General features: G+C 62.1%; 20 protein-coding genes and 1 tRNA gene. 13 read left to right on the plus strand and 8 right to left on the minus strand.

The genetic code is table 11. From position 1 onward, the window contains the following. The first annotated feature begins 35 nt into the window (after nucleotides 1-35). Nucleotides 36-1454 (plus strand): HlyD family type I secretion periplasmic adaptor subunit, encoded by a 1419-nt coding sequence (locus tag IVA96_RS05845; protein WP_247416025.1) that lies wholly within the window; start codon nucleotides 36-38, stop codon nucleotides 1452-1454. On the opposite strand, the gene IVA96_RS05850 is transcribed toward IVA96_RS05845, so the two are convergent. Both IVA96_RS05850 and IVA96_RS05855 read right to left on the minus strand, forming a co-directional pair. Beyond that, nucleotides 1451-2233, minus strand: a complete 783-nt coding sequence (locus IVA96_RS05850; RefSeq protein WP_247416028.1) for a response regulator transcription factor — start codon at nucleotides 2231-2233, stop codon at nucleotides 1451-1453. The genes IVA96_RS05845 and IVA96_RS05850 overlap by 4 nt on opposite strands. Nucleotides 2234-2447: 214 nt before the next feature. Continuing rightward, complete coding sequence (locus IVA96_RS05855; protein WP_247416031.1) at nucleotides 2448-3032, minus strand: hypothetical protein; 585 nt, start codon at nucleotides 3030-3032, stop codon at nucleotides 2448-2450. Between the two features lie 336 nt (nucleotides 3033-3368). On the opposite strand from IVA96_RS05855, the gene IVA96_RS05860 reads away from it, so the two are divergent. Continuing rightward, nucleotides 3369-3441, plus strand: a tRNA-Met gene (locus IVA96_RS05860). Between the two features lie 68 nt (nucleotides 3442-3509). On the opposite strand, the gene IVA96_RS05865 is transcribed toward IVA96_RS05860, so the two are convergent. Next, complete coding sequence (locus tag IVA96_RS05865) at nucleotides 3510-3854, minus strand: hypothetical protein (protein WP_247416034.1); 345 nt, start codon at nucleotides 3852-3854, stop codon at nucleotides 3510-3512. A 451-nt stretch (nucleotides 3855-4305) separates the two neighbouring features. Between IVA96_RS05865 and IVA96_RS05870 the strand changes: the two genes are divergently transcribed. After that, nucleotides 4306-6426 carry an MASE1 domain-containing protein gene (locus IVA96_RS05870; RefSeq protein ID WP_247416036.1) on the plus strand — a complete coding sequence of 707 codons (2121 nt, stop codon included), beginning with the start codon at nucleotides 4306-4308 and terminating at the stop codon, nucleotides 6424-6426. Here the strand turns inward: IVA96_RS05870 and IVA96_RS05875 are convergent. Continuing rightward, nucleotides 6421-7083 (minus strand): response regulator transcription factor, encoded by a 663-nt coding sequence (locus IVA96_RS05875; RefSeq protein ID WP_247280805.1) that lies wholly within the window; start codon nucleotides 7081-7083, stop codon nucleotides 6421-6423. The genes IVA96_RS05870 and IVA96_RS05875 overlap by 6 nt on opposite strands. Before the next feature lie 549 nt (nucleotides 7084-7632). On the opposite strand from IVA96_RS05875, the gene IVA96_RS05880 reads away from it, so the two are divergent. After that, a complete protein-coding gene (locus IVA96_RS05880; RefSeq protein ID WP_247416038.1) occupies nucleotides 7633-9045 on the plus strand; it encodes an OpgC domain-containing protein in 1413 nt (470 codons plus the stop codon). Between the two features lie 350 nt (nucleotides 9046-9395). On the opposite strand, the gene IVA96_RS05885 is transcribed toward IVA96_RS05880, so the two are convergent. Next, nucleotides 9396-10193 (minus strand): adenylate/guanylate cyclase domain-containing protein, encoded by a 798-nt coding sequence (locus IVA96_RS05885; RefSeq protein ID WP_247416040.1) that lies wholly within the window; start codon nucleotides 10191-10193, stop codon nucleotides 9396-9398. Nucleotides 10194-10386: 193 nt separating this feature from the next. Between IVA96_RS05885 and IVA96_RS05890 the strand changes: the two genes are divergently transcribed. The 4 genes from IVA96_RS05890 to IVA96_RS05905 all read left to right on the plus strand — a co-directional run bounded on the left by IVA96_RS05890 (nucleotide 10387) and on the right by IVA96_RS05905 (nucleotide 12051). After that, nucleotides 10387-10755, plus strand: coding sequence for a rhodanese-like domain-containing protein (locus tag IVA96_RS05890; RefSeq protein ID WP_247280808.1), 369 nt, complete (start codon nucleotides 10387-10389; stop codon nucleotides 10753-10755). A gap of 376 nt (nucleotides 10756-11131) precedes the next feature. Continuing rightward, nucleotides 11132-11338 carry a hypothetical protein gene (locus IVA96_RS05895; protein WP_247416068.1) on the plus strand — a complete coding sequence of 69 codons (207 nt, stop codon included), beginning with the start codon at nucleotides 11132-11134 and terminating at the stop codon, nucleotides 11336-11338. An 87-nt stretch (nucleotides 11339-11425) separates the two neighbouring features. Further along, on the plus strand, nucleotides 11426-11605 hold the full coding sequence (locus tag IVA96_RS05900) for a hypothetical protein (RefSeq protein WP_247280810.1): 180 nt from the start codon (nucleotides 11426-11428) through the stop codon (nucleotides 11603-11605). Nucleotides 11606-11763: 158 nt separating this feature from the next. Then, entirely contained in the window at nucleotides 11764-12051 is a 288-nt protein-coding gene (locus tag IVA96_RS05905; protein WP_247280811.1) for a hypothetical protein, read from the plus strand. A gap of 38 nt (nucleotides 12052-12089) precedes the next feature. Here the strand turns inward: IVA96_RS05905 and IVA96_RS05910 are convergent, their stop codons facing one another. The 3 genes from IVA96_RS05910 to IVA96_RS05920 form a co-directional block, all read right to left on the minus strand. Further along, entirely contained in the window at nucleotides 12090-13283 is a 1194-nt protein-coding gene (locus IVA96_RS05910) for an adenylate/guanylate cyclase domain-containing protein (RefSeq protein WP_247416070.1), read from the minus strand. A gap of 60 nt (nucleotides 13284-13343) precedes the next feature. Then, nucleotides 13344-13982, minus strand: a complete 639-nt coding sequence (locus IVA96_RS05915) for a HutD family protein (protein ID WP_247416071.1) — start codon at nucleotides 13980-13982, stop codon at nucleotides 13344-13346. A 71-nt stretch (nucleotides 13983-14053) separates the two neighbouring features. Continuing rightward, a complete protein-coding gene (locus IVA96_RS05920; protein WP_247416072.1) occupies nucleotides 14054-14236 on the minus strand; it encodes a hypothetical protein in 183 nt (60 codons plus the stop codon). A gap of 313 nt (nucleotides 14237-14549) precedes the next feature. Here IVA96_RS05920 and IVA96_RS05925 point away from each other — a divergent pair, with 313 nt between their 5' ends. The 5 genes from IVA96_RS05925 (at nucleotide 14550) to IVA96_RS05945 (ending at nucleotide 18131) form a co-directional block, all read left to right on the plus strand. Next, a complete protein-coding gene (locus IVA96_RS05925; protein ID WP_247416074.1) occupies nucleotides 14550-14855 on the plus strand; it encodes a DUF2282 domain-containing protein in 306 nt (101 codons plus the stop codon). 45 nt (nucleotides 14856-14900) lie between these two features. Beyond that, nucleotides 14901-15815: a DUF692 domain-containing protein gene (locus IVA96_RS05930; protein ID WP_247416077.1), complete on the plus strand. Its 915-nt coding sequence runs from the start codon at nucleotides 14901-14903 to the stop codon at nucleotides 15813-15815. Continuing rightward, nucleotides 15805-16584 carry a DNA-binding domain-containing protein gene (locus IVA96_RS05935; protein ID WP_247416080.1) on the plus strand — a complete coding sequence of 260 codons (780 nt, stop codon included), beginning with the start codon at nucleotides 15805-15807 and terminating at the stop codon, nucleotides 16582-16584. Before IVA96_RS05930 ends, IVA96_RS05935 begins: the two co-directional genes overlap by 11 nt. Continuing rightward, nucleotides 16584-17093 carry a DoxX family protein gene (locus IVA96_RS05940; protein ID WP_247416168.1) on the plus strand — a complete coding sequence of 170 codons (510 nt, stop codon included), beginning with the start codon at nucleotides 16584-16586 and terminating at the stop codon, nucleotides 17091-17093. The genes IVA96_RS05935 and IVA96_RS05940 overlap by 1 nt, the downstream gene beginning before the upstream one ends. A gap of 225 nt (nucleotides 17094-17318) precedes the next feature. Further along, a complete protein-coding gene (locus tag IVA96_RS05945) occupies nucleotides 17319-18131 on the plus strand; it encodes a class I SAM-dependent methyltransferase (RefSeq protein WP_247416083.1) in 813 nt (270 codons plus the stop codon). Nucleotides 18132-18146 lie beyond the last annotated feature (15 nt).

Here is an 18146-nt window from a genome sequence, read left to right on the forward strand (position 1 = left end):
TCATCCGGAAGTTTCCCGCCGTCTCGAGACTTCCCATGATCTGGGAGCAGCTCATGCGAGCTCCGGCGCGCCCCGCGCCCGCCCGGCGATTTGGCGTCGTGGTGACCGCAATCGACGATTTCGAGCCGCTGGAATTTCCATGGTGCTCGACGCCCACGCCGACCTCTCCGCGCGGAAGGCTTCGCGGTCTCACAGTCGCGGGCAATCTGCTGGTGCTCTGCTTCATGCTGGGGCTTGGTACATGGGCTAGCCTCGCGCCTCTCGAGAGCGCCGCGATCGCGTCTGGCGTCGTGGAATCGGAGTCGAGCCGCAAGACGATTCAGCATCTGGAAGGCGGTATCGTCAGGAGGATCCTTGTTTCGGATGGCGATATCGTGCGAAGCGGCCAAATACTGATCGCGCTGGACGACACCCGGGCCGCCTCGGAGATGCAAAGCCTTCAAGGCCAATTGTGGGATGCAGTTGCTCGTGCCGCACGGCTTCAAGCCGAGCAGCAGAGATTTGAGAGGATCGCAATTCCGGACGCGCTGGAACAGGACAGCAAGCAGAACGGGGTGGCCGCCGCTGCGGTTTCGGCGCAGCAGTTCATTTTTCAGGCGCGCCTCCAGGTTCACGAGTCGCAGCTTACGGTCATTCGCGAACGAAGGCGTCAAGTCGAGAAGGAGATCGAAGGTCTCAAGGCTCAGGAGAGCGCCACCGGGCAGCGGGTCGACATCGTCCGGGAGGAACTGGATATGGTCGCGACCCTCGTCAACAAGGGGCTCGAGCGGCGACCGCGGCTTCTGAACCTGCAGCGGGAGCTGGCCGACGTTGAAGGCCGCCGCGGCGAGATCGCCGCGCAGATTTCTCGCGCCGCGCAGGTCATCAGCGAACAGCAGGCCACATTGTTCAAGCTCGAGAGCGAGAGGCAGAACGAGATCGCACAGTCGCTTCGTGAAGCGCAGAACCAGATATTCCAGCTCCGCGAGCGATTGCTTGCGGCCAAGGATCAGCTATCGCGAACGGAGATCAAGGCGCCCGAAGACGGCGTGATAACCGATCTGCGGATTCATACGGCCGGCGGCGTCATCGGAGCTGGTGCTCCGCTCATGGACCTGGTACCCCGGCAAGATCGCCTCATCGTGACCGCGCGCCTGAGGCCCGAGGACATCGACGTGGTTCATCCCGGCCTCAATGCCGAGGTTCACCTCCTACCGTACAATCAGCGTCGCGTGCCTCGCCTGAAGGGAACCGTCGTGCACGTATCCGCGGACCGGCTCCTCGACAAGCGTACCGACCAGCCATACTACGCGACCAAAATCCGGATCGACGAGGCGCAGATCGCGGCAAACGACATCCAGATCGTCCCCGGTATGCCGGTTCAAGTGTTCATCACGACAGGGCGCGGTACTGTGGCTCTCTACGCGCTCAGGCCCCTGCTCGACAGCTTCCGTGGTGCATTCAGAGAGGACTAGTTTTCCAGCATTGGAGCTGCGCCGGGATCGTCATCGCGACTCTGCGCGGGCAACCGGCCGCGCCAGCGGAGGACAGCTTCCGTGCGATTGTGCGCAGCACATTTCCTCATGATATGCTGGATGTGCATTTTGACTGTGCTTTCCGAGAGGTTCAATTTGGCGGCGATCAGCTTGTTGGGCAGGCCGAGCTCCAATTCCGCCAGAACTTGTTGCTCACGAGGCGTGAGATCGGTCACGCTCCTGTCGATAGCCACTCCGACTCCCTCGTTCATCAGATATGCGGGCGCAAGCCCGCGCGTATCCGACGGCTCCAGATCCGCTATCCTGTTCGTCCGGGCCACGGGCAACGGCCGGTAGACGCCACCAACAAGAACAAGCCGCAGGCCAGCCATGGCGATCTCGATCGATAGCGAGGTGGAAAGAAAGCCGCGCACGCCCCGCTGCATCGCAGCCTGCACGGTCGGCTCGTCATCATGGTTTGACAGGACTGCAACGGCGGCGTTGGGACAACACTCCGCAACGAAGGCGAGATCGTCCTCAACCGAAGGATCGCCGATGGGCCTATCCGCGATACTCAGCACCACCAGACGAACATCGCGGGCTGACGTAGAGTCCAGGCTTTGGACCGTTGCCATGTCAAGGATCTCAAGGTGGTCCAGCTCCCGCCTGAGGACGTTCAGCATGCATGTGCGAGGCAATAGGAGCGGCTCGATGATTACCAGAACCGGCAAGTGAAGCGATTCATTGAGCCGTTTTGAGGTGTTCGTTATGTCGTGCATGATTTCCTCGAGATGAAAAGAACTTCCGCGATATTCCCATTCCGTATTGCGTCTTCCCCTGCTGCTGCTGCATTCATTCTGAATGCATCATCACGAGGCGCAGTGCCGCCGTTAGTGCCGTATCCACTGCGGGATCACTTTGCGGCTGGGTGGAAATTCTTTCCGCTCAAATCACTTGGGTGCGTACCGCGCCGTGGCGCAGTCGACGCCTCCCCTAATTGCAGATATTTCGATACGCCGTTGACGCCGCCGACCCTGACTTGCCGTCGACGACATATGCTTCATCCTCCTTCACGAGGTAAAGAAACGGCCTGTCCGCGGTCTCGCCGCCTGGCGCGCTTCTTCCTTTCACACGCCCGCAAATTGTATCCACAGGGCGTCCAAGCGTGTTCTTTCGCATCGTGCGCTTCATATCGGTGAATTCGGCCGATTCTGGATCCTCCATCTTCGCCGAGATCGTGGCCTTCGCCTTGTCCAGGACAGGATCTGAAGTTTCCGCGGAGTGTTCGGATGCCGGGACGCCGATCCTCGTCCGAGGCGACGCCACCTTGGCAAGGTCGGCCGCTCCACGCTTCTTCGGGGAAGATCTCTTGCCGGACCTTGCCGGAGTAGCAGAATTCGATTTGACGGCCGCAGGATCTGGCGCCAAAGCCATCTGCATTGGCAGCGCGGGTCGGGCGACTGCGCCCCCGTTGAAACAGGGGCGTGACGCGCAATTAAGGAAATACCCTCGGGAAGGCGCGAACCAGCCAAAGCCGATCAGGACTCCCGCCAGCACTCCAACAAAAAGCAGTCCCATCCGATTCCCCTCCGCGGGAGGTCGGTTCGCACTCGTAACTAAGGACTAACTGCGCGCTGGTAATCTATCTGTTGCGCAAAAGCGTTAAGCGCTCATTAAGCGCGCGCGGTTGTCCGGCACGTGCCTGGATGAGCGGATCAGATCCGTGCCGAACTACCGCAAAGGGCCAATCGTGAAAGCAATCATGGCCGATTTGGTCCGCTCTTGGACCCTTCTGCCGATCGCCGGCTTGTGTGGCCCTCAGGCCAGTTTCGAGGCACCGCACCAGTTTCGCACCAGAAACGGCGTGAACGAAACGGAACGAAGGCCATCGGACTCGAACAAAAACGCACGAAGGTCAACGAACCTGATCGAAATTCTGCCGCTCATAACGGTCTGGTTGCAGGTTCGAATCCTGCCGGGCCCACCAGTGGATCAATGGTTAGCAGCTTTCCATTGTCTTTCGGTTGGAGGCGGCACCAGAAATTGCCTGTGTAGCTACTCGTTGTTTTGCTTCAACGGCGACCAACTACCGATCCAGATCCGGGTCCGGCGCCGGCTCTTCTTCTTGAGTGTAGATCCCGCGGCTCTATCGCACCAACCCGGGGCAACAACGTTGAGAGTCTGTTGCATCGAACGGCCGACTAGGTCGACGTTGTCCCTTCCGTACCGCTGTAAGAGCCGCCGTCTGGTGTAGTCCTTCGTCGCCAGGAAATACAAAGTTGCGGACACGATCGCCTCAAAGACGAGTTCGAGTTGGCGATGGTTCGACCAAAGGAGAATTGCGCCGCTCATCGCAAACGCCACCGCCGACGCAAACGGACTCAGCATCTCATCGGTCATGGGGATGCTTCTATTCCGGAGCCAAGCTGCGCTTCCGGTCCGCCACAGCACCTATCGTGCAAGTGGTTTGGTCCCGAGACTCCAACGAGAGATAGGGCCCTGGTCGCACACAGCGACTTGGTCCGGATCCAAATCCAGCCCTTTCGGAGAGCCTGTCTTCGTCGTACGATGCGTCCCCCGAAAGCTCGGGTGAACACGAGACGGCGCGAATTTCTCCGGGCGCAACGGCGGCTGTTCGTCTCCCATTGGTGCTGAGGCGATCCGCACGGATTGACCGCAAGCCGGCCGGATGCTCCTCCATCGCACGCGCCGTCTCTTGGTCCGCCAGCAGTGCGGTGATCATTTCGATCTGAGCGCATCTGCCGTATCGAGCTAGCGATCTTTGATTTTCGGCCAAGAGATCAACAGTCAGTCATGTGAACGATCCAATTGCCTAGTCCGGACGCCGACCATGTCCGATCAACGATCAGCAGCTTCCGACATGGATGCATACCGCGGCCTCAGCTACGTCGGCGGTTTGGTCGTGATTGGAGCGATCTATCTCGCCTCGGCAAAGGGCGGCCTTGCCCTCGCCTCTATCCATCCCAGCGCAACGCCAATTTGGCCGCCGACAGGTGTCGCGCTGGCGGCGGTGCTGTTGTGGGGATATCGAACTTGGCCCGCAATTTTTGCGGCGGCGATGATCGCCAATGCGACGACGGCCGGCTCCGTTGCCACCGCATTTGCGATTGCAACAGGCAACTCGCTCGAAGCGGTTGCCGGCGCGTATCTCATTAAGCGGTGGTCAGGCGGCTGTGAGACGTTTTCAACGCCAGATTCTGTTGCAAAGTTTACCCTGATCTGCGTCGTGATCGCGACACCGATCAGCGCCAGCATTGGACTGAGCAGCCTGGCACTCTTCGGGTACATCGAGCCGAAGAATTTCGCGGACGCGTGGATCACCTGGTGGCTGGGAGACGTGACCGGCGCACTGGTCATTACCCCTGTTATCGTGCTGTGGGCATCAAACCAACATCATGGCTTCAACCGGCACGATTTTTTGGAAACGGCCGGGGTCCTCGCGACAGCGGCGGCTGTTGGCCTCATTGCTTTCAGCCCCCTGATCGAGCAGACGCCCGGCCGAGATCCACTCGGCTTTCTGGCGATCCTGCCCATGCTATGGGCGGCCCTGCGTCGCGGTCCACGCGATACCGCAACGGTTGCCCTCGTGCTTGCGGGCATTACGATTTGGGCAACGCACACGGGCGGCGGCCCCTTTGCGACGCCAGATCGCAATGCGTCATTCCTGCTGGTGTTGATGTTCTTGATCAGTATAACCGTTCCAAGCTTGCTGCTGAGCGCGGATGTCGAAGTCCGCAAGAACGCGGAAGGAAACCTGCGCCGCGCGCACGTCGAACTCGAGCAGAAGGTCGCAGAGCGCACGCAGGAACTGGAGCTCGCCAACACAGCGAAGTCGCGCTTTCTCGCCATGGCAAGCCATGATTTGCGGCAGCCTTTACATGCGTTGGGCTTGTTCGTCGCCCAGCTGCGCACGCCGCTCAAGCCGGAGGAAAGGACAAGAACGATCGAACGGGTCGACGCAACCCGCAAGGAAATGGATGAAATGTTCAATTCGCTCCTGGACATTTCCAGGCTCGATGCCGGGATGCTTACCCCCAAAATCACCGAGTTCCCGATCGGACGCCTGTTGCAAAAAATCGAGACGGCGTTTGACCAGGCGACGCAAAAGAAAGGTTTGCGGCTACGCGTCAGGCCAAGTGACGCCTGGGTGCGAAGCGACGCGATGCTGCTCGAACGCATCATGCTGAATCTTGTATCAAATGCGGTGCGCTATACGTTGCAGGGCGGGATTCTGGTCGGATGTCGTCGGCGCGGTGAAATGTTGCGTATCGAAGTATGCGACACCGGTCCCGGCATTCCCGAGGATCAACAGCAGAATATCTTTGGCGAGTTCTTTCAAGTTCCTACCTCAGAACAGAACCGGTCCGGCGGACTCGGCCTCGGCCTCGCTATTGTCGACAAGCTTCGCCTGCTTCTCAACCATCAAATCGACCTGGCTTCGACGGTGGGCCGAGGTTCGCGATTTGCGATCCTGGTTCCGAGAGTCGATCAATGCGTCAGGTCCGCGGCGCCCGCCGACTTACCCTACCCCGGCGCCTTGGCGGCCGACGGCAAGGCAATCCTTGTTATTGCCGATACTCCGATCGTGCAGGAGGGAACGGGCGGATTGCTTAGCAAATGGGGATATTCGGTTCTTGCCGCCGGATCCGACGAAGCTGCACTGGTCCGGCTTGCCGAGTGCGCACAACGCCCCGATCTCATAATCTCGGACTATCATCTCGCAAGCGGGAAGACCGGAATCCGGGCTATTGAACAAATCAATGCAGCGTTTGGCTCGTCAATTCCCGCCATTCTCATCAGCGGCGATACCGCAGCTGAACCTCTGCGGGACGCTAGGGACAGAGGATACATTTTGCTGCACAAGCCCGTCGACCCGATGCGGCTCCGCGCTGTCATGCATGAGCTCCTTAGGAATCATGATGGTGAAAGAGGCACGGGGGCAGTTTCATGATTCGGATTTCGGCGGCCATTCCCAGCCCATTTTTCCGACTTTTATGACGGCCTCGGTGCGCGTCGCCACGCCGAGTGCCTTGAGAACGAACGTGATGTGGTTCTTCACCGTCGGCACTGCCATATTGAGCGTCCTGGCAATGACCTTGTTGCTTTTTCCTTTCATCAGGAGCGCCAGTACGTCGATCTGACGATCGGTCAACCCGAGTCCCTTGAGCGAGTCGCGAGCCAAAGGTTTATCTGCGAACCGCGGACCCGCTGTTTCCTCCAGAATCTTGGAGGGAATGTAGACTCCGCCGGAGAACACCAACTCAATGGCGTTGAGCATCACTTCACGTTCCGTGGTCTTCGGGATGAAACCCAGCGCGCCAAGTTTGAAAGCGCGCCTGACCGTATCCTGATCATCGGAGGACGAGAGAATGACGATAGCAATCGTCGCATAGCGCTGGCGCAGTTCGCAAAGGACAGAGAAGCCGTCGCGGTCAGGCAAATTGATATCGAGCAAAATGAGGCTGATATCGGGATGCTCCTCGACAATGTGCATGGCCTCTCGACTGCTCGATGCTTCCAATATCACGGCTTCTCGCTTCAACTCCTTCAGGACAGCGTGCAACGCTTCGCGAATCAATGTGTGATCGTCAACAATAAGTACCTTCATAAAAATGCTCTCCGTCTTCTGACGCCCGGAGATCAATGAAAAATCATACACCCAGCTTCGAAACCGTCCATCTGCTATCTCTGGTCCAGCGGTTCGCCGCCCGCACTCAAAGTAGGAGCCGCGGGCTGCTGTGTGCTATGGTTGCAATCGGCACACATCGTAAGCAACGCGAACTACACGAAGCGCGAAGCTCACTGGTCCTTCGTCCACGCGAGCGATGAATTGCTCATCACGTGTCTCACCGGCGTCAAATAGATGCCGCGGCCCGGACGGTACCTTGGTCATAGGACCTAGGCACCTCTCTGTACCGACCTCCGACCGGTTTACACACTGCGCCACTTGAACGATGATGTCGACAGTCAGCTTCTCCACCAGCTTTTTGCTCAGCGCGGCCATTGTCTCAATTGCTGTCGTGGCCCGGTCGGTGTGAAGCAACGCTGGACTGCTGCGCTGTCACGAACCCGCCGCCGCAGGCCGCTTTTTTGTCAGATTCGATTCCTGTCGATCGTTCCTCTTGAAGCGTGCGCGCACGCTGGACGAGGCAAGCCAATGCATGACCGAACCGCCACCCCGAAGCCATCGGCGGCCGCGCTGCCGGAGCTGAAAGCCAACGGCCGCGACCTGCGCATTGACGCCTGCCGCGGCATCGCGCTCTGGTGCATCTTTCTTGATCATGTCCCCCATAACATTGGAAGCTGGCTGACGCTACGGAACTACGGCTTCAGCGATGCCGCGGAAGTGTTCATGTTCGTTTCGGGCGTCACCTGCGCACTGGCCTACGGCAAGGTATGGAGCTGCGAAGGATGGACCAGCGTGATCCGCCGCACGCTGCGGCGAAGCTGGGACATCTATATCGCATTTCTTCTGCTCACGCTCGCCTGCGCCATCCTAGTCCACATCGCTGGCGTGGAACGCCTTGCTGACGAGAGCAATACGCGCATTCTGCTGGACCAGCCTGGCGCGACGCTCGCGCACGCGGCAATTCTGCAATACCGCCCGGTCAATACCGACGTGTTGCCGATCTTCGTGCTTCTCCACCTCTTGTTCGCGCCGTTGCTGTGGTTGCTGCTCCGACTGCCGAACCTGACGCTGGGCGCCTCGCTGGCGCTTTATGCGCTGGTGCATATGTTCGGCTGGTCCTTGCCGGCGTGGCCGAACGGCCACTGGGCTTTCAATCCACTGGCCTGGCAGCTGCTGGTGGTGCTTGGCGCGTGGGTGATAATCGAGGGCGAAAGAGTGCGCCCCTGGCTAACGTCACGCATGGCGCTTGCGCCTGCCATTCTCTATCTGGTCGTCAGCCTCGTCATCGCATTGAGCTGGAGAATCAAGCCGCTGGAAGCGTTGATCCCGCAGGGGCTGACGAAGTTGGCTTATCCGGTAGACAAATCGAATCTCGATCCGTTGCGTCTATTGCATTTCTTGGCTCTTGCGGTTGTAGCGGTATGGCTCGTGCCACCCAATCGACAAGCATTGACGACTGCGGTGATGCGCGGCGCCATCCTCTGTGGCAAGAACTCGTTGCCAATCTTCTGCCTCGGCGTTCTGCTTACGCTGGTCAGTCTCCTGGCTTTGCTCGACATATCGGAGGGGCTTGCGATGCAGATCACGCTCAGCGTCGGTGGCGTCCTAACGATGATCGTGGCGGCGACGCTGCTGAACTTGATCAAGATCAAACCCAGGTCGCAGCCGATCATTGCACTGCAGATGAGTGTGCGCGCCCCTCAGGACGCGTGGCGCACAGTTGGCGGGCGCACCCTGGAGGCGTTTCGCCGAGGACTGCGCGAGTTCGGATGGGCCCGCGGCCGGAATCGCCTCGGCGATTGCCAGGTCGCGAAGCGGCAATCCGACCACGGGCCGTGTCTCGCAGGCGAATTGGTACGGCTCAAGGCGGATGCCATCGCGGCGGCGGCGAGACCTGCAGCCATGGCGGCCAAGAATGCAACCGCGACGGTTCCAGTCTGAGCGATCATTCCTCATGTCCGACGGTCGTTAGCCGGGCGCCCCCTCGCGGCGCTCGGCCTTTGCGCGCTCCCGCGCCTGGCCGCTCATAACGGTCTGGTTGCCGGTTCGGGTCCCGCCGCGCCCATCACCCAAATTATGAACTTGTCGGTGCTCGCCAAGCCACTGCACCTGAAGCGCACGCTTGGTCGCCCGTTGCCGCATTTCGGTGCGCACCAAGTCAGTGCTCTTGCGTGTCCGTCTGACCTGATTTCTATCGCTCAAGCGGCGATTACGGTGACAGTGCACCAAATTTCAATTTATTGGCAGGTTCGAAAACCGGAGGCGAACTGCCTCCCCGCCCAGACGTCCCTTCACCCCTCCACCCGCCACAGCCTCCACCTTTCCGGCACACCCTTCAGCCGGTGCACGCCGTGATCCTTCAAGCTGATCGCAGATTGCGTCTTCATCAGCTCCTTCACCGCGCTCGAGACCAAAACCTCCCCGGCGCGCGCCTTGGCGGCCACGCGGGTGCCGATGTGGAAGGCGAGGCCGACCATCTCGCCGCCGCTGATGGTGTATTCGCCGGCGTGCAAGCCGACCCTGATCTCGAGGCCCAGCGTGCGCACGGCTTTCTGGATCGCGGTCGCGCAATTGACGCCGGCGGCGGGCTTCTTGAACGTCGCCAGCACGCCGTCGCCGGTGGTCACGACTTCCTTGCCGCGCGAGCTCTTCAATTCCTTGCGGACGGCCGCGTAATAATGGCCCATCACCTTGGTCCAACGCGCATCGCCGAGCTTCGCAGCCTTCGCGGTCGAGCCGACGATATCGACGATCAGGATGGTGGCGAGCGCCTGCTTGAGCTCGGCGCCACCGTTCGCGGACCGACGCCGCAGCGCGATCGGTCCGGTCAGCGGCTCATAGCGATGGCTGCGGCGCCGAGCGATCGCTGCTTTGGCGTAGTCCTGCGCGCGCTGCGCCGTGCCGCAACGGATCGTCTTCTCCTGCGGCGATCGCGACCAGGAGACCTTGCGCCCATCGCCGGCGCCATTGACCTCCACGGCGCCCCATTTCAGGAAGACCGTCGAGCCGACCCGCCGAATGCACCAGGCCTTTGAGGTGTATCCGGATACGTTCGACTGAAGGACTCCGATGCGAAGGAATTTGGGCATGAATGTGCGGCCGATCGAGGGACCGTTGAGCGCTTTCGGGACGGAGCCTATTCGTACAATCCTGCATCGGCAATAGGGCTTTGCCATCGTTCGGCGCGGTGGAATCCATGGGGCCGACGTCCACCGACAGGAGCAGGCGAAGCACAGATCGATGTGCTATCCTCATGCGAGGGCAGCAAGGGAGAGAGAAAAGATGTCAACAAGCGTCAAGCAAATGCTGGAAGCCGCGAACGCGGCAGTCCCCAAGATCACCTCGGACCAAGCGGCCGAGATGATCAAGAACGGCGACACGCTTGTGGTGGACGTTCGCGATGCCCCGGAAGTTGCCGCCAGCGGCAAGATCGCGGGCGCCGTGAATGTCTCGCGCGGGATGCTGGAGTTTCGCGCCGATCCAGAGTCGCCGTATCACGACAAGGCGTTCGACAAGAGCAAGACCGTCATTCTCTACTGCGCGTCTGGCGGCAGATCGGCGCTGGCCGGGAAGCTCTTGAAGGATATGGGGTACGAGAAGGTCTACAACGTCGGCGGCTTCAAGGACTGGTCGGGGGCTGTCGAGAAGTAGCAATCACCGGCCGGCGCGCCGCGTGAGCGATCGGCCGTAGAGACAATCAATGTCCGAATAGACTGACGCTGCCGCCCTGGCGGGGCTCGCCGTTCACAGGTTCGGCGGGCTCCGAAGCCAAACGTCGTCCCGGCGGCAGGCGCTCAGGATGAGGCCTAGGTTGCGGCCAAATCTTGGGGCCCGCATGGCGAGGAGCCGGCCTCAGCGGGGCGTTGCGAACCATGCAGGCCGAGCACGTTCGCTGGCCTCGCAGCTGTCATATGCGATCGCGCTGTTCCCGGTGGGGAGAGATATTCCGAGGTCCCGACTCGCATGGTTTCAGCCAATTGGCACTTCCTGCGGCAAGGCGCGTTGCAGTCCTTTCGAGGAGGTGCAGATGACCAAGGCCAAGACTTTCGACGTGCAAAGCGCAAAGACGGGGACGCAGCCAACGCTCAATCCCGGTGACGAAGCCCCGCGGGGAACGACCGGGACCGGCGAAGATGTTTGTCCGGATTGTCACGGCAAGGGGCGCATTGACGGCGCTTCTTGCGCCACCTGCGGCGGGAGCGGGACCGTCATCCGGGCAGTTGGCGGCGCCTGACTTTGCTCCGTCAATGGGCCTTCGTCTTCATAGCAACGATCAGCCTTCACGCGTGTTTTCCGGACTCTGGACACAGCGAGGCGCGCCATGAGCAAGGAAGCCGGACTGACCCCTGACGACTTCCCGATCGAAGCCGACAAGGACAAATTGAAGACACACAAGGGCGACCCCGTCGCCTCGGCCGAGTCGGAGCAGATTGCGGACCAAATCGCCGACCGCCTGAACGAGCATGCTCACCAGGAAGAGCAGGATCGCTGGTCAGCCTAGCGGCATAGCTTCGGCCAACCGGGAATAGGAACGCCCGGCGTTCCCGCGCATTGGCCTGCCGCCGGGGTTCCACAATTCCGGCAAATGGCGGCCTCGGCTCGACCCCCGCCCCCGGACCGCCGGGCCGGGGCTGCCTGGCTTTGCGCAAAGGAGCGGACATGAAAGCACTCGTCATCGCAGGGCTCATTGCGGCGCTCGCGTCTCAATCCATCGCGCTTGCGCAAGGCGGCGCGGGTGCGTCCAGGACCGGGTCGAGCATCGATTCGACCGGGACAGGCGGCACGACCGGAGCAGGCGCCTCGGGCCTCAATACGTCATCGGATAACAACAGCGGCGGCGCGAGCGCGCCGGCCAAGTCATCAACGACCCGGCCAGGGGACAACGACCCCAGGCAAACCCAGGGCGGTCAGCAGGCCATGCCGAACTCCGGCTCGAACCGCAAATAGGCGCCGCTGGGTCGAATTCAGCCGGCGCCGTGCGCCGCTCACCCCTGATACGCAAACAGCTCGATCGGGTCGCTGAAGCCGCGCACCTCGTGCTGGCCGACATGCTCCAGCGCGAACTCCTTCTCCACCAGTTCGGCGAAGGCGCGCGACAGCAGCACCGTTCGTCCGAGCTGCTTCGTGAGCGCCTCCAGGCGCGAGGCCATGTTGACGGCGGGGCCGATCACGGTGAAATCGAGCCGGCTGGTTGAACCGATATTGCCGTACATGACGTCGCCGACATGGACGCCGATACCGTAATTGAGCGGCGCGCGGCTGGTCGCACTGTTCCGCTCGTTCAAGGCGGCCATGGCCTTGCGGGCTTCGGTCACGGCATGGAGCAGGTTGGCGCAAGCGTCGGGCTGGCTGAGCGGGAAGATGGCGAGCAGGCCGTCGCCGATGAATTTGAGGATTTCGCCGCCATACCGCGCGATGGGTTCGGACATCGCGTCGAAATAGTCGTTAAGGAGATCGATGACGTCATCGCGCGGCCAATTGTCCGAGATTTTTGTGAAGTCTCTGAGGTCGCAGATCATGATCGCGGCGCGCACCGTCGTGCCGGTACCGCGCCTGGTGGCGCCGGCCAGGATCAACTCGCCGGCATGGTGGCCGACATAGGTCTCGAGCAGCGTGCGCGCCAGGCGGTTCTTGACGCGGATCTCGCTGACCAGCGCTAACACCGGCAGCAGCTTCTTCAGGCCGGCGATATGCGCATCGTCGAACCCGCCGGGACGATCGGTGGCGAAGGTGACGAGGTGGCGCTTGCCGAGCGTGTGGTAGAGCGGCCAGGCCACATAATCGGTCAGGCCTCGCGCCCGCATCTCGTCGTAGAGCGCGTGCCTGCGGCCGAGCGAACGATCCTGCTCCAGCCGCTCGCGCACCTCGTCGGCGCCTTCAAGGATCTCATTGGCGGCGCTGCCGATGTATTCGGAGCGCTCACGAACGTCGTAGTCGACAAGTGCAATCTCCGCCTCGCGCATCCCGTCGGACCACATCATCCGCGCTCCCAGCCATTGCGGGTGATGGATCAGGATGTGAAGCGTCGACCGCTTGAGCGGGATGCCGGCCTGCTGGAGGCGGACGCACATCTGCGCGAAGATGTTATCGACGAAGCGCTCGTCGCGCGTGCCGTTGGTCAACCAGTCGACGACATTGTCGGCTTGCGTGGCGGGGGCGTGAATGTCTGGCGCGTCCATATCTTGCCCCTTTGAGCGGCGGTCTGCATCGCGCAGATATCGTGCTCCGGCGCGACGGCGTCAACCTGGCCAGTTGCCCGGTTTGTGCGCAGCCGCCGTTTGGGGAGGCGCCATCTCACCGACGATCCGGATCGACCCCAACACCGCCAGACCCGATGCGAGCGCGAGGCTCGACGGCTCGGTGAGTTCGACCTTCAGCGTGCCGCCATCGGGAATCGCGAAGCCCTCCCCGCCAAGACGGACGCTGCAATCGCCCCGAACCGCGTAAACCAGATGCGTGCCGGCAAACAACGACCGATCGCCGGGCGGCCTGAGCGCTTCGAGCTCGACCTCGACCGCACCACGCCGCGCCATCAGGTTCACGACCTCGACCGGACCGGCCTCGAGCTTCGTCACGATATCGAGCTCCCCGGCGAAGCGCACGGTCGTGAAAGGTTCTCGTTCATCGAATTCCTGCGCAGGCGACTTCAGCACCAGCCCGCGCCCGCCCACAACCATCTGGAGGCGGTCGATGCCGGGCATGTAGGAGAACGGACCGGGCGTAACGATAGGCGTACTGGCAAAGCGCCAGAGCAGGCTGTCCCAATCCTTCACCGGTGCATCACCGCGATGGGCATCCGCGATGTCGGTGAAAAAGCCGCCGCCGTTTTTCCACGGCGAGCGGGTGTAGTGTTCGGGCTTGAGCAGCGTGGTTTTCATATCCGCATCATGCCCGTGCTGGGCAGACTTTGCCAACCGGTTTGGCGGACGGCGCGCGCTTCTGCGTCGTGCTATTTCGCGGTCAACGCTGCAACCGGACGGCATGAGACATCGGGCGCCGCGGCTGAATATTGCCGACAGCGGTCGCGCGCGGCTTCGCCGGTGAACTTGTTGGGACCAGGGCCGAGACGGCCAGGCGTGCTGACCGTTAGCCTGGCGATCGCCCGAAGCTGCCGTCCTGGATCGACGTTCATGGTTGTTTCCCCCCTTCGGTCGGACACGGCTCCCCTGTCATTGCTCTTCGCTGGCTTCCGCCGTTCGTTACCTCTGGCCGGTCCAATCCGACGCGGCCAATGCTCTCCCGCTAATGTCTCAATAGCGCCAACGCATTGGATTTGAACGGCCGCCTGCCCGCTAATCCTGACCCAAGCGCGCCTTCGTGCGCCAGATCCAAGCGGTCTCACGGATTCGTGAGTAGCTTCTTAGTAACGCGCGCTGCGCGCGGAGCGAAGGAGATTATGCGCTTTCGCCTGCCAGGCGATGCCATTTCGAACAGGAGAAACTCCGATGTCTGCCAAGCACGTCGTCACGTCGATCGTTCTCGCCGGCGCGGTGTCAACCGCCCTCGCCACCCTCGCGGCCGCCGGTCCGCTGACCAAGGCGGAGGCCGATGCGGCCGTCGCCGCCAAAAAGGAAAAATGCTTCGGCGTCGCGCTCAAGGGCCAGAACGATTGCGCGGCGGGGCCGGGCACGACCTGCCAGGGCACATCCACCGTCGATTTCCAAGGCAACGCCTGGAAGTTCGTGCAGGGCGGCACCTGCACCAGCATCGAGCTGCCGAACGGCAAGAAGGGTTCGCTCAAGCCGGTCTAATGCACCGCGTCGCGCCCACGACAACAGTGAAGAGCGGAGAAGACAATGACGACGGCAACCGTGCCCGAGGCGTCTGCGGTGCCACTCCGCTACTCCGCTCCCATCGGCGGTGTTGCCGGGACGAGCTTCAAGCCCGAGCACCTCCAGGCCATCCTGAGCACGGGCCGGCAATGCGGCTTCTTCGAGGTACATGCCGAAAACTATATGGGCGCGGGCGGCCCGCCGCATCGCGCGCTGGAGGCGATCCGCCGCGACCATCCGCTGTCGCTGCACGGCGTCTGCATGTCGATCGGCGGACCCCCGCCGCTCGATAAGGCGCATCTGGCCCGCTTCCGAGGTTTGGTAGCTCGCTACCAACCAGCGCTGGTCTCCGAACACCTTGCCTGGTCAACGCATGAGACCAGCTTCTTCAACGATCTTCTGCCGCTGCCCTACACCGAAGCGACGCTGGCTTGCGTCTGCGACCACATCGACCAGGTGCAGGACGCGATCCGCCGTCCGTTGCTATTGGAAAATCCGTCGACCTATGTCGCCTTTCGCGAATCGTCGATGAGCGAGACCGATTTCATCCGCGCCATTGCCGAACGCACCGGCTGCGGGCTGCTGCTCGACATCAACAACGTCTTCGTATCCGCGACCAATCACGGATTCTCCGCGCTTGAGTACCTCGCGGAATTTCCGCTGGCGCACGTCGGGGAGATTCACCTCGCCGGCCACGCAGAGCAGGCCGATGACGAAGGCGACCTGCTGCTGATCGACAGCCATGACGGCCCGGTCGCAGATGCCGTTTGGAAGCTATTCGAGATCGTCATCCGGCGCCGCGGTGGCGTGCCGACGCTGATCGAATGGGATAGCAAGATTCCGGACTGGCCGGTGCTGCAGGCGGAAGCCGCCGCCGCACAGGCAATCCTCGATCGCTGCAATCAGACTGCGACTGCGGGAGACCGTCATGCCACCTGAGCAGGACCTGTCCTATGCCGCCGCCTTTACGCCGGGACTGCTGGACCCCACGCGGGCGGCGCCCGCGATCGTGGCGGGTCCGAACGGCAAGGCCGCCGGCAAGCGCTACGCCGTCTACCGCAACAATGTCACGGTGAGCCTGATCGATGCCCTCGCTGCGATCTATCCGGCGGTGCAGCGCATCACCGGTCCTGATTTCTTCCGTGCCATGGCGCGCTTCCACATCCGTAGCAGCCCGCCCACTTCCCCGCTGCTGTTCGAATATGGCCGCGAGTTTGCCGACTTCATCACACGTTATGAGTATGCGCAGACAATGCCCTGGCTTGCGGATGTTGCACGCATCGAGCGGGCGTGGCTCGATGCCTACCATGCGCAGGACGCCGCGCCGTTATCGGCCGCTGCGCTGGCGGCCTTCGCCTCGGAACGGTTGGCCGATCTCGTCTTCATCGCGCATCCGGCGCTGCGCATCGTGCGCTCGCCCTTCTCGGCAGTGACGATCTTTGCCGCCAACCGCGACGACGCACCCGTCGGGCGCATTGACGCGTCGACGCCGGAAGACGCGTTGATCACCCGGCCCGAATTCGACGTCATGGTGCGGCGCCTTCCGCCCGGCGGCGCAGTGTTTGCCGAACGTCTTGCGTCGGGCGAGCCACTCGGCGGGGCCGCCGCGTCGGCGCTGGATGCATGCCCCGATCTCGATCTCGCTTCCAACATCACCGGCCTGATCGAGGCTGGCGCATTCACTTCGCTTGCTCTCGGAGACGCATGATGATCACCGACCAACGCATGACTGCGGGAAGCGCCCTGCCATCACTTGGGTTGCTGCTCGACAAGGCCAACTCTCTGATACGGACGATTGCCGCGCCCTCGCTCGTTCAGCTCGTGCTGCGCGCGGCGCTCGCCGTTCCCTTCTGGCGCTCGGGCATTCTCAAGTGGGACGGCTTCCTCAGACTCAACGACACCGCGGTGACGCTGTTCAGCGACGAGTTCATGCTGCACCTGCCCGGCGGGCCCTATCACTTTCCTGCGCCGGCGGTAATGGCCTTCCTGTCGGGATGTGGCGAGATCATGTTTCCAATCCTGCTGGTGCTGGGTCTCGGCACACGGTTCGCTGCGCTCGGATTATTGCTCATGACCGTTATCGTCGAGCTCACCGTGCCCGACGGCTGGCCGATTCACCTCACTTGGACGGCCATGGCACTTGCCCTCATGGCTTACGGACCCGGGTACATCTCGCTCGATCATCTAATCTGTCGCGCGCGATCGCACGCACGATAGGACGCTGGGCGCCTTACATCCCGCTCAACCCGCTATCGACGGCGGGCGTCTGCGCGGTGCGGCCCGCAGCGGCGAGGCGAAATCGTAGAACGGATGGCCGGCTTGGCCGACACCGCCTGGAGCGCGCCCGATGCGGAAACCGGCCTGGTTCGCATCTTTGCTGGCGCGGTGAGCTAGCGGTCCATGGTAGCTTGATCTCGCGTCTGAACCTTCAGCGAGGCAAGCATGACCGACACCGACAAGGTTTTCGCCGGCTCCGTCCCAAAACTCTACGACGAATATCTCGTCCCGATGATCTTCGCCGCCTATGCCGATGACATCGCAAGACGCGTCGCCGCGCTCTCGCCTTCCGTATTGCTCGAGATCGCGGCTGGCACCGGCGCGGTCACGCGCGCCGTGGCGGCGGCGCTGCCACGCAGCGTCCGCTATGTTGCGACCGATCTCAACGAGCCGATGCTCGCGGTTGCAGCGCAGCGTCAGGCAGACGATGCTCGCATTGTCTGGCGCCAGGCGGATGCGTTGGCCCTTGCGTTCGGCGACGCCGAATTCGACGTGGTCTGCTGCCAGTTCGGCGCCATGTTCTTTCCGGATCGCGTCAAGGGCTATTCCGAAGCAAAGCGCGTTTTGAAGCCGAGCGGCACGTTCCTCTTCAACGTCTGGGACCGCATCGAGGACAACGTGTTCGCCCACGATACAACGATCGCCTTGGCCAAGCTGTTTCCCGATGATCCGCCGCGTTTCATGGCCCGGACACCGCACGGCTATTTCGACCATGCGATCATCAGGGCCGATCTCGAACGGGCAGGTTTTGGCAGCGTCTCCATCGAAACGCGATCCGCAATCAGCCGCGCGCCAACGGCGGAATACGTGGCGATCGCCTACTGCCAGGGCACGCCGCTGCGCGGCGAGATCGAGGCAAGAAGCGGCGGCGACCTTCAGGCTGCGACTGACGCGGTCACTGAGGCGATCCGGATGCGCCATGGCTCCGGTCCGGTCGAAGCCAAGATTCAGGCTCTGGTGATCACGGCGCGGCCGTAAGCCTGCGCCGCAGGC

The organism is Bradyrhizobium sp. 159 (assembly GCF_023073795.1).
Classification (GTDB): domain Bacteria; phylum Pseudomonadota; class Alphaproteobacteria; order Rhizobiales; family Xanthobacteraceae; genus Bradyrhizobium.

Coding starts and splice junctions, on each gene's coding strand:
- IVA96_RS05880 (WP_247416038.1), top strand. CDS start 7,633: ATGCATGACCGAACCGCCACCCCGAAGCCATCGGCGGCCGCGCTGCCG.
- IVA96_RS05915 (WP_247416071.1), bottom strand. CDS start 13,982: ATGAAAACCACGCTGCTCAAGCCCGAACACTACACCCGCTCGCCGTGG.
- IVA96_RS05920 (WP_247416072.1), bottom strand. CDS start 14,236: ATGAACGTCGATCCAGGACGGCAGCTTCGGGCGATCGCCAGGCTAACG.
- IVA96_RS05895 (WP_247416068.1), top strand. CDS start 11,132: ATGACCAAGGCCAAGACTTTCGACGTGCAAAGCGCAAAGACGGGGACG.
- IVA96_RS05925 (WP_247416074.1), top strand. CDS start 14,550: ATGTCTGCCAAGCACGTCGTCACGTCGATCGTTCTCGCCGGCGCGGTG.
- IVA96_RS05875 (WP_247280805.1), bottom strand. CDS start 7,083: ATGAAGGTACTTATTGTTGACGATCACACATTGATTCGCGAAGCGTTG.
- IVA96_RS05865 (WP_247416034.1), bottom strand. CDS start 3,854: ATGACCGATGAGATGCTGAGTCCGTTTGCGTCGGCGGTGGCGTTTGCG.
- IVA96_RS05850 (WP_247416028.1), bottom strand. CDS start 2,233: ATGCACGACATAACGAACACCTCAAAACGGCTCAATGAATCGCTTCAC.
- IVA96_RS05910 (WP_247416070.1), bottom strand. CDS start 13,283: ATGGACGCGCCAGACATTCACGCCCCCGCCACGCAAGCCGACAATGTC.
- IVA96_RS05945 (WP_247416083.1), top strand. CDS start 17,319: ATGACCGACACCGACAAGGTTTTCGCCGGCTCCGTCCCAAAACTCTAC.
- IVA96_RS05900 (WP_247280810.1), top strand. CDS start 11,426: ATGAGCAAGGAAGCCGGACTGACCCCTGACGACTTCCCGATCGAAGCC.
- IVA96_RS05855 (WP_247416031.1), bottom strand. CDS start 3,032: ATGGGACTGCTTTTTGTTGGAGTGCTGGCGGGAGTCCTGATCGGCTTT.
- IVA96_RS05845 (WP_247416025.1), top strand. CDS start 36: ATGATCTGGGAGCAGCTCATGCGAGCTCCGGCGCGCCCCGCGCCCGCC.
- IVA96_RS05940 (WP_247416168.1), top strand. CDS start 16,584: ATGATCACCGACCAACGCATGACTGCGGGAAGCGCCCTGCCATCACTT.
- IVA96_RS05905 (WP_247280811.1), top strand. CDS start 11,764: ATGAAAGCACTCGTCATCGCAGGGCTCATTGCGGCGCTCGCGTCTCAA.
- IVA96_RS05870 (WP_247416036.1), top strand. CDS start 4,306: ATGTCCGATCAACGATCAGCAGCTTCCGACATGGATGCATACCGCGGC.
- IVA96_RS05890 (WP_247280808.1), top strand. CDS start 10,387: ATGTCAACAAGCGTCAAGCAAATGCTGGAAGCCGCGAACGCGGCAGTC.
- IVA96_RS05935 (WP_247416080.1), top strand. CDS start 15,805: ATGCCACCTGAGCAGGACCTGTCCTATGCCGCCGCCTTTACGCCGGGA.
- IVA96_RS05885 (WP_247416040.1), bottom strand. CDS start 10,193: ATGCCCAAATTCCTTCGCATCGGAGTCCTTCAGTCGAACGTATCCGGA.
- IVA96_RS05930 (WP_247416077.1), top strand. CDS start 14,901: ATGACGACGGCAACCGTGCCCGAGGCGTCTGCGGTGCCACTCCGCTAC.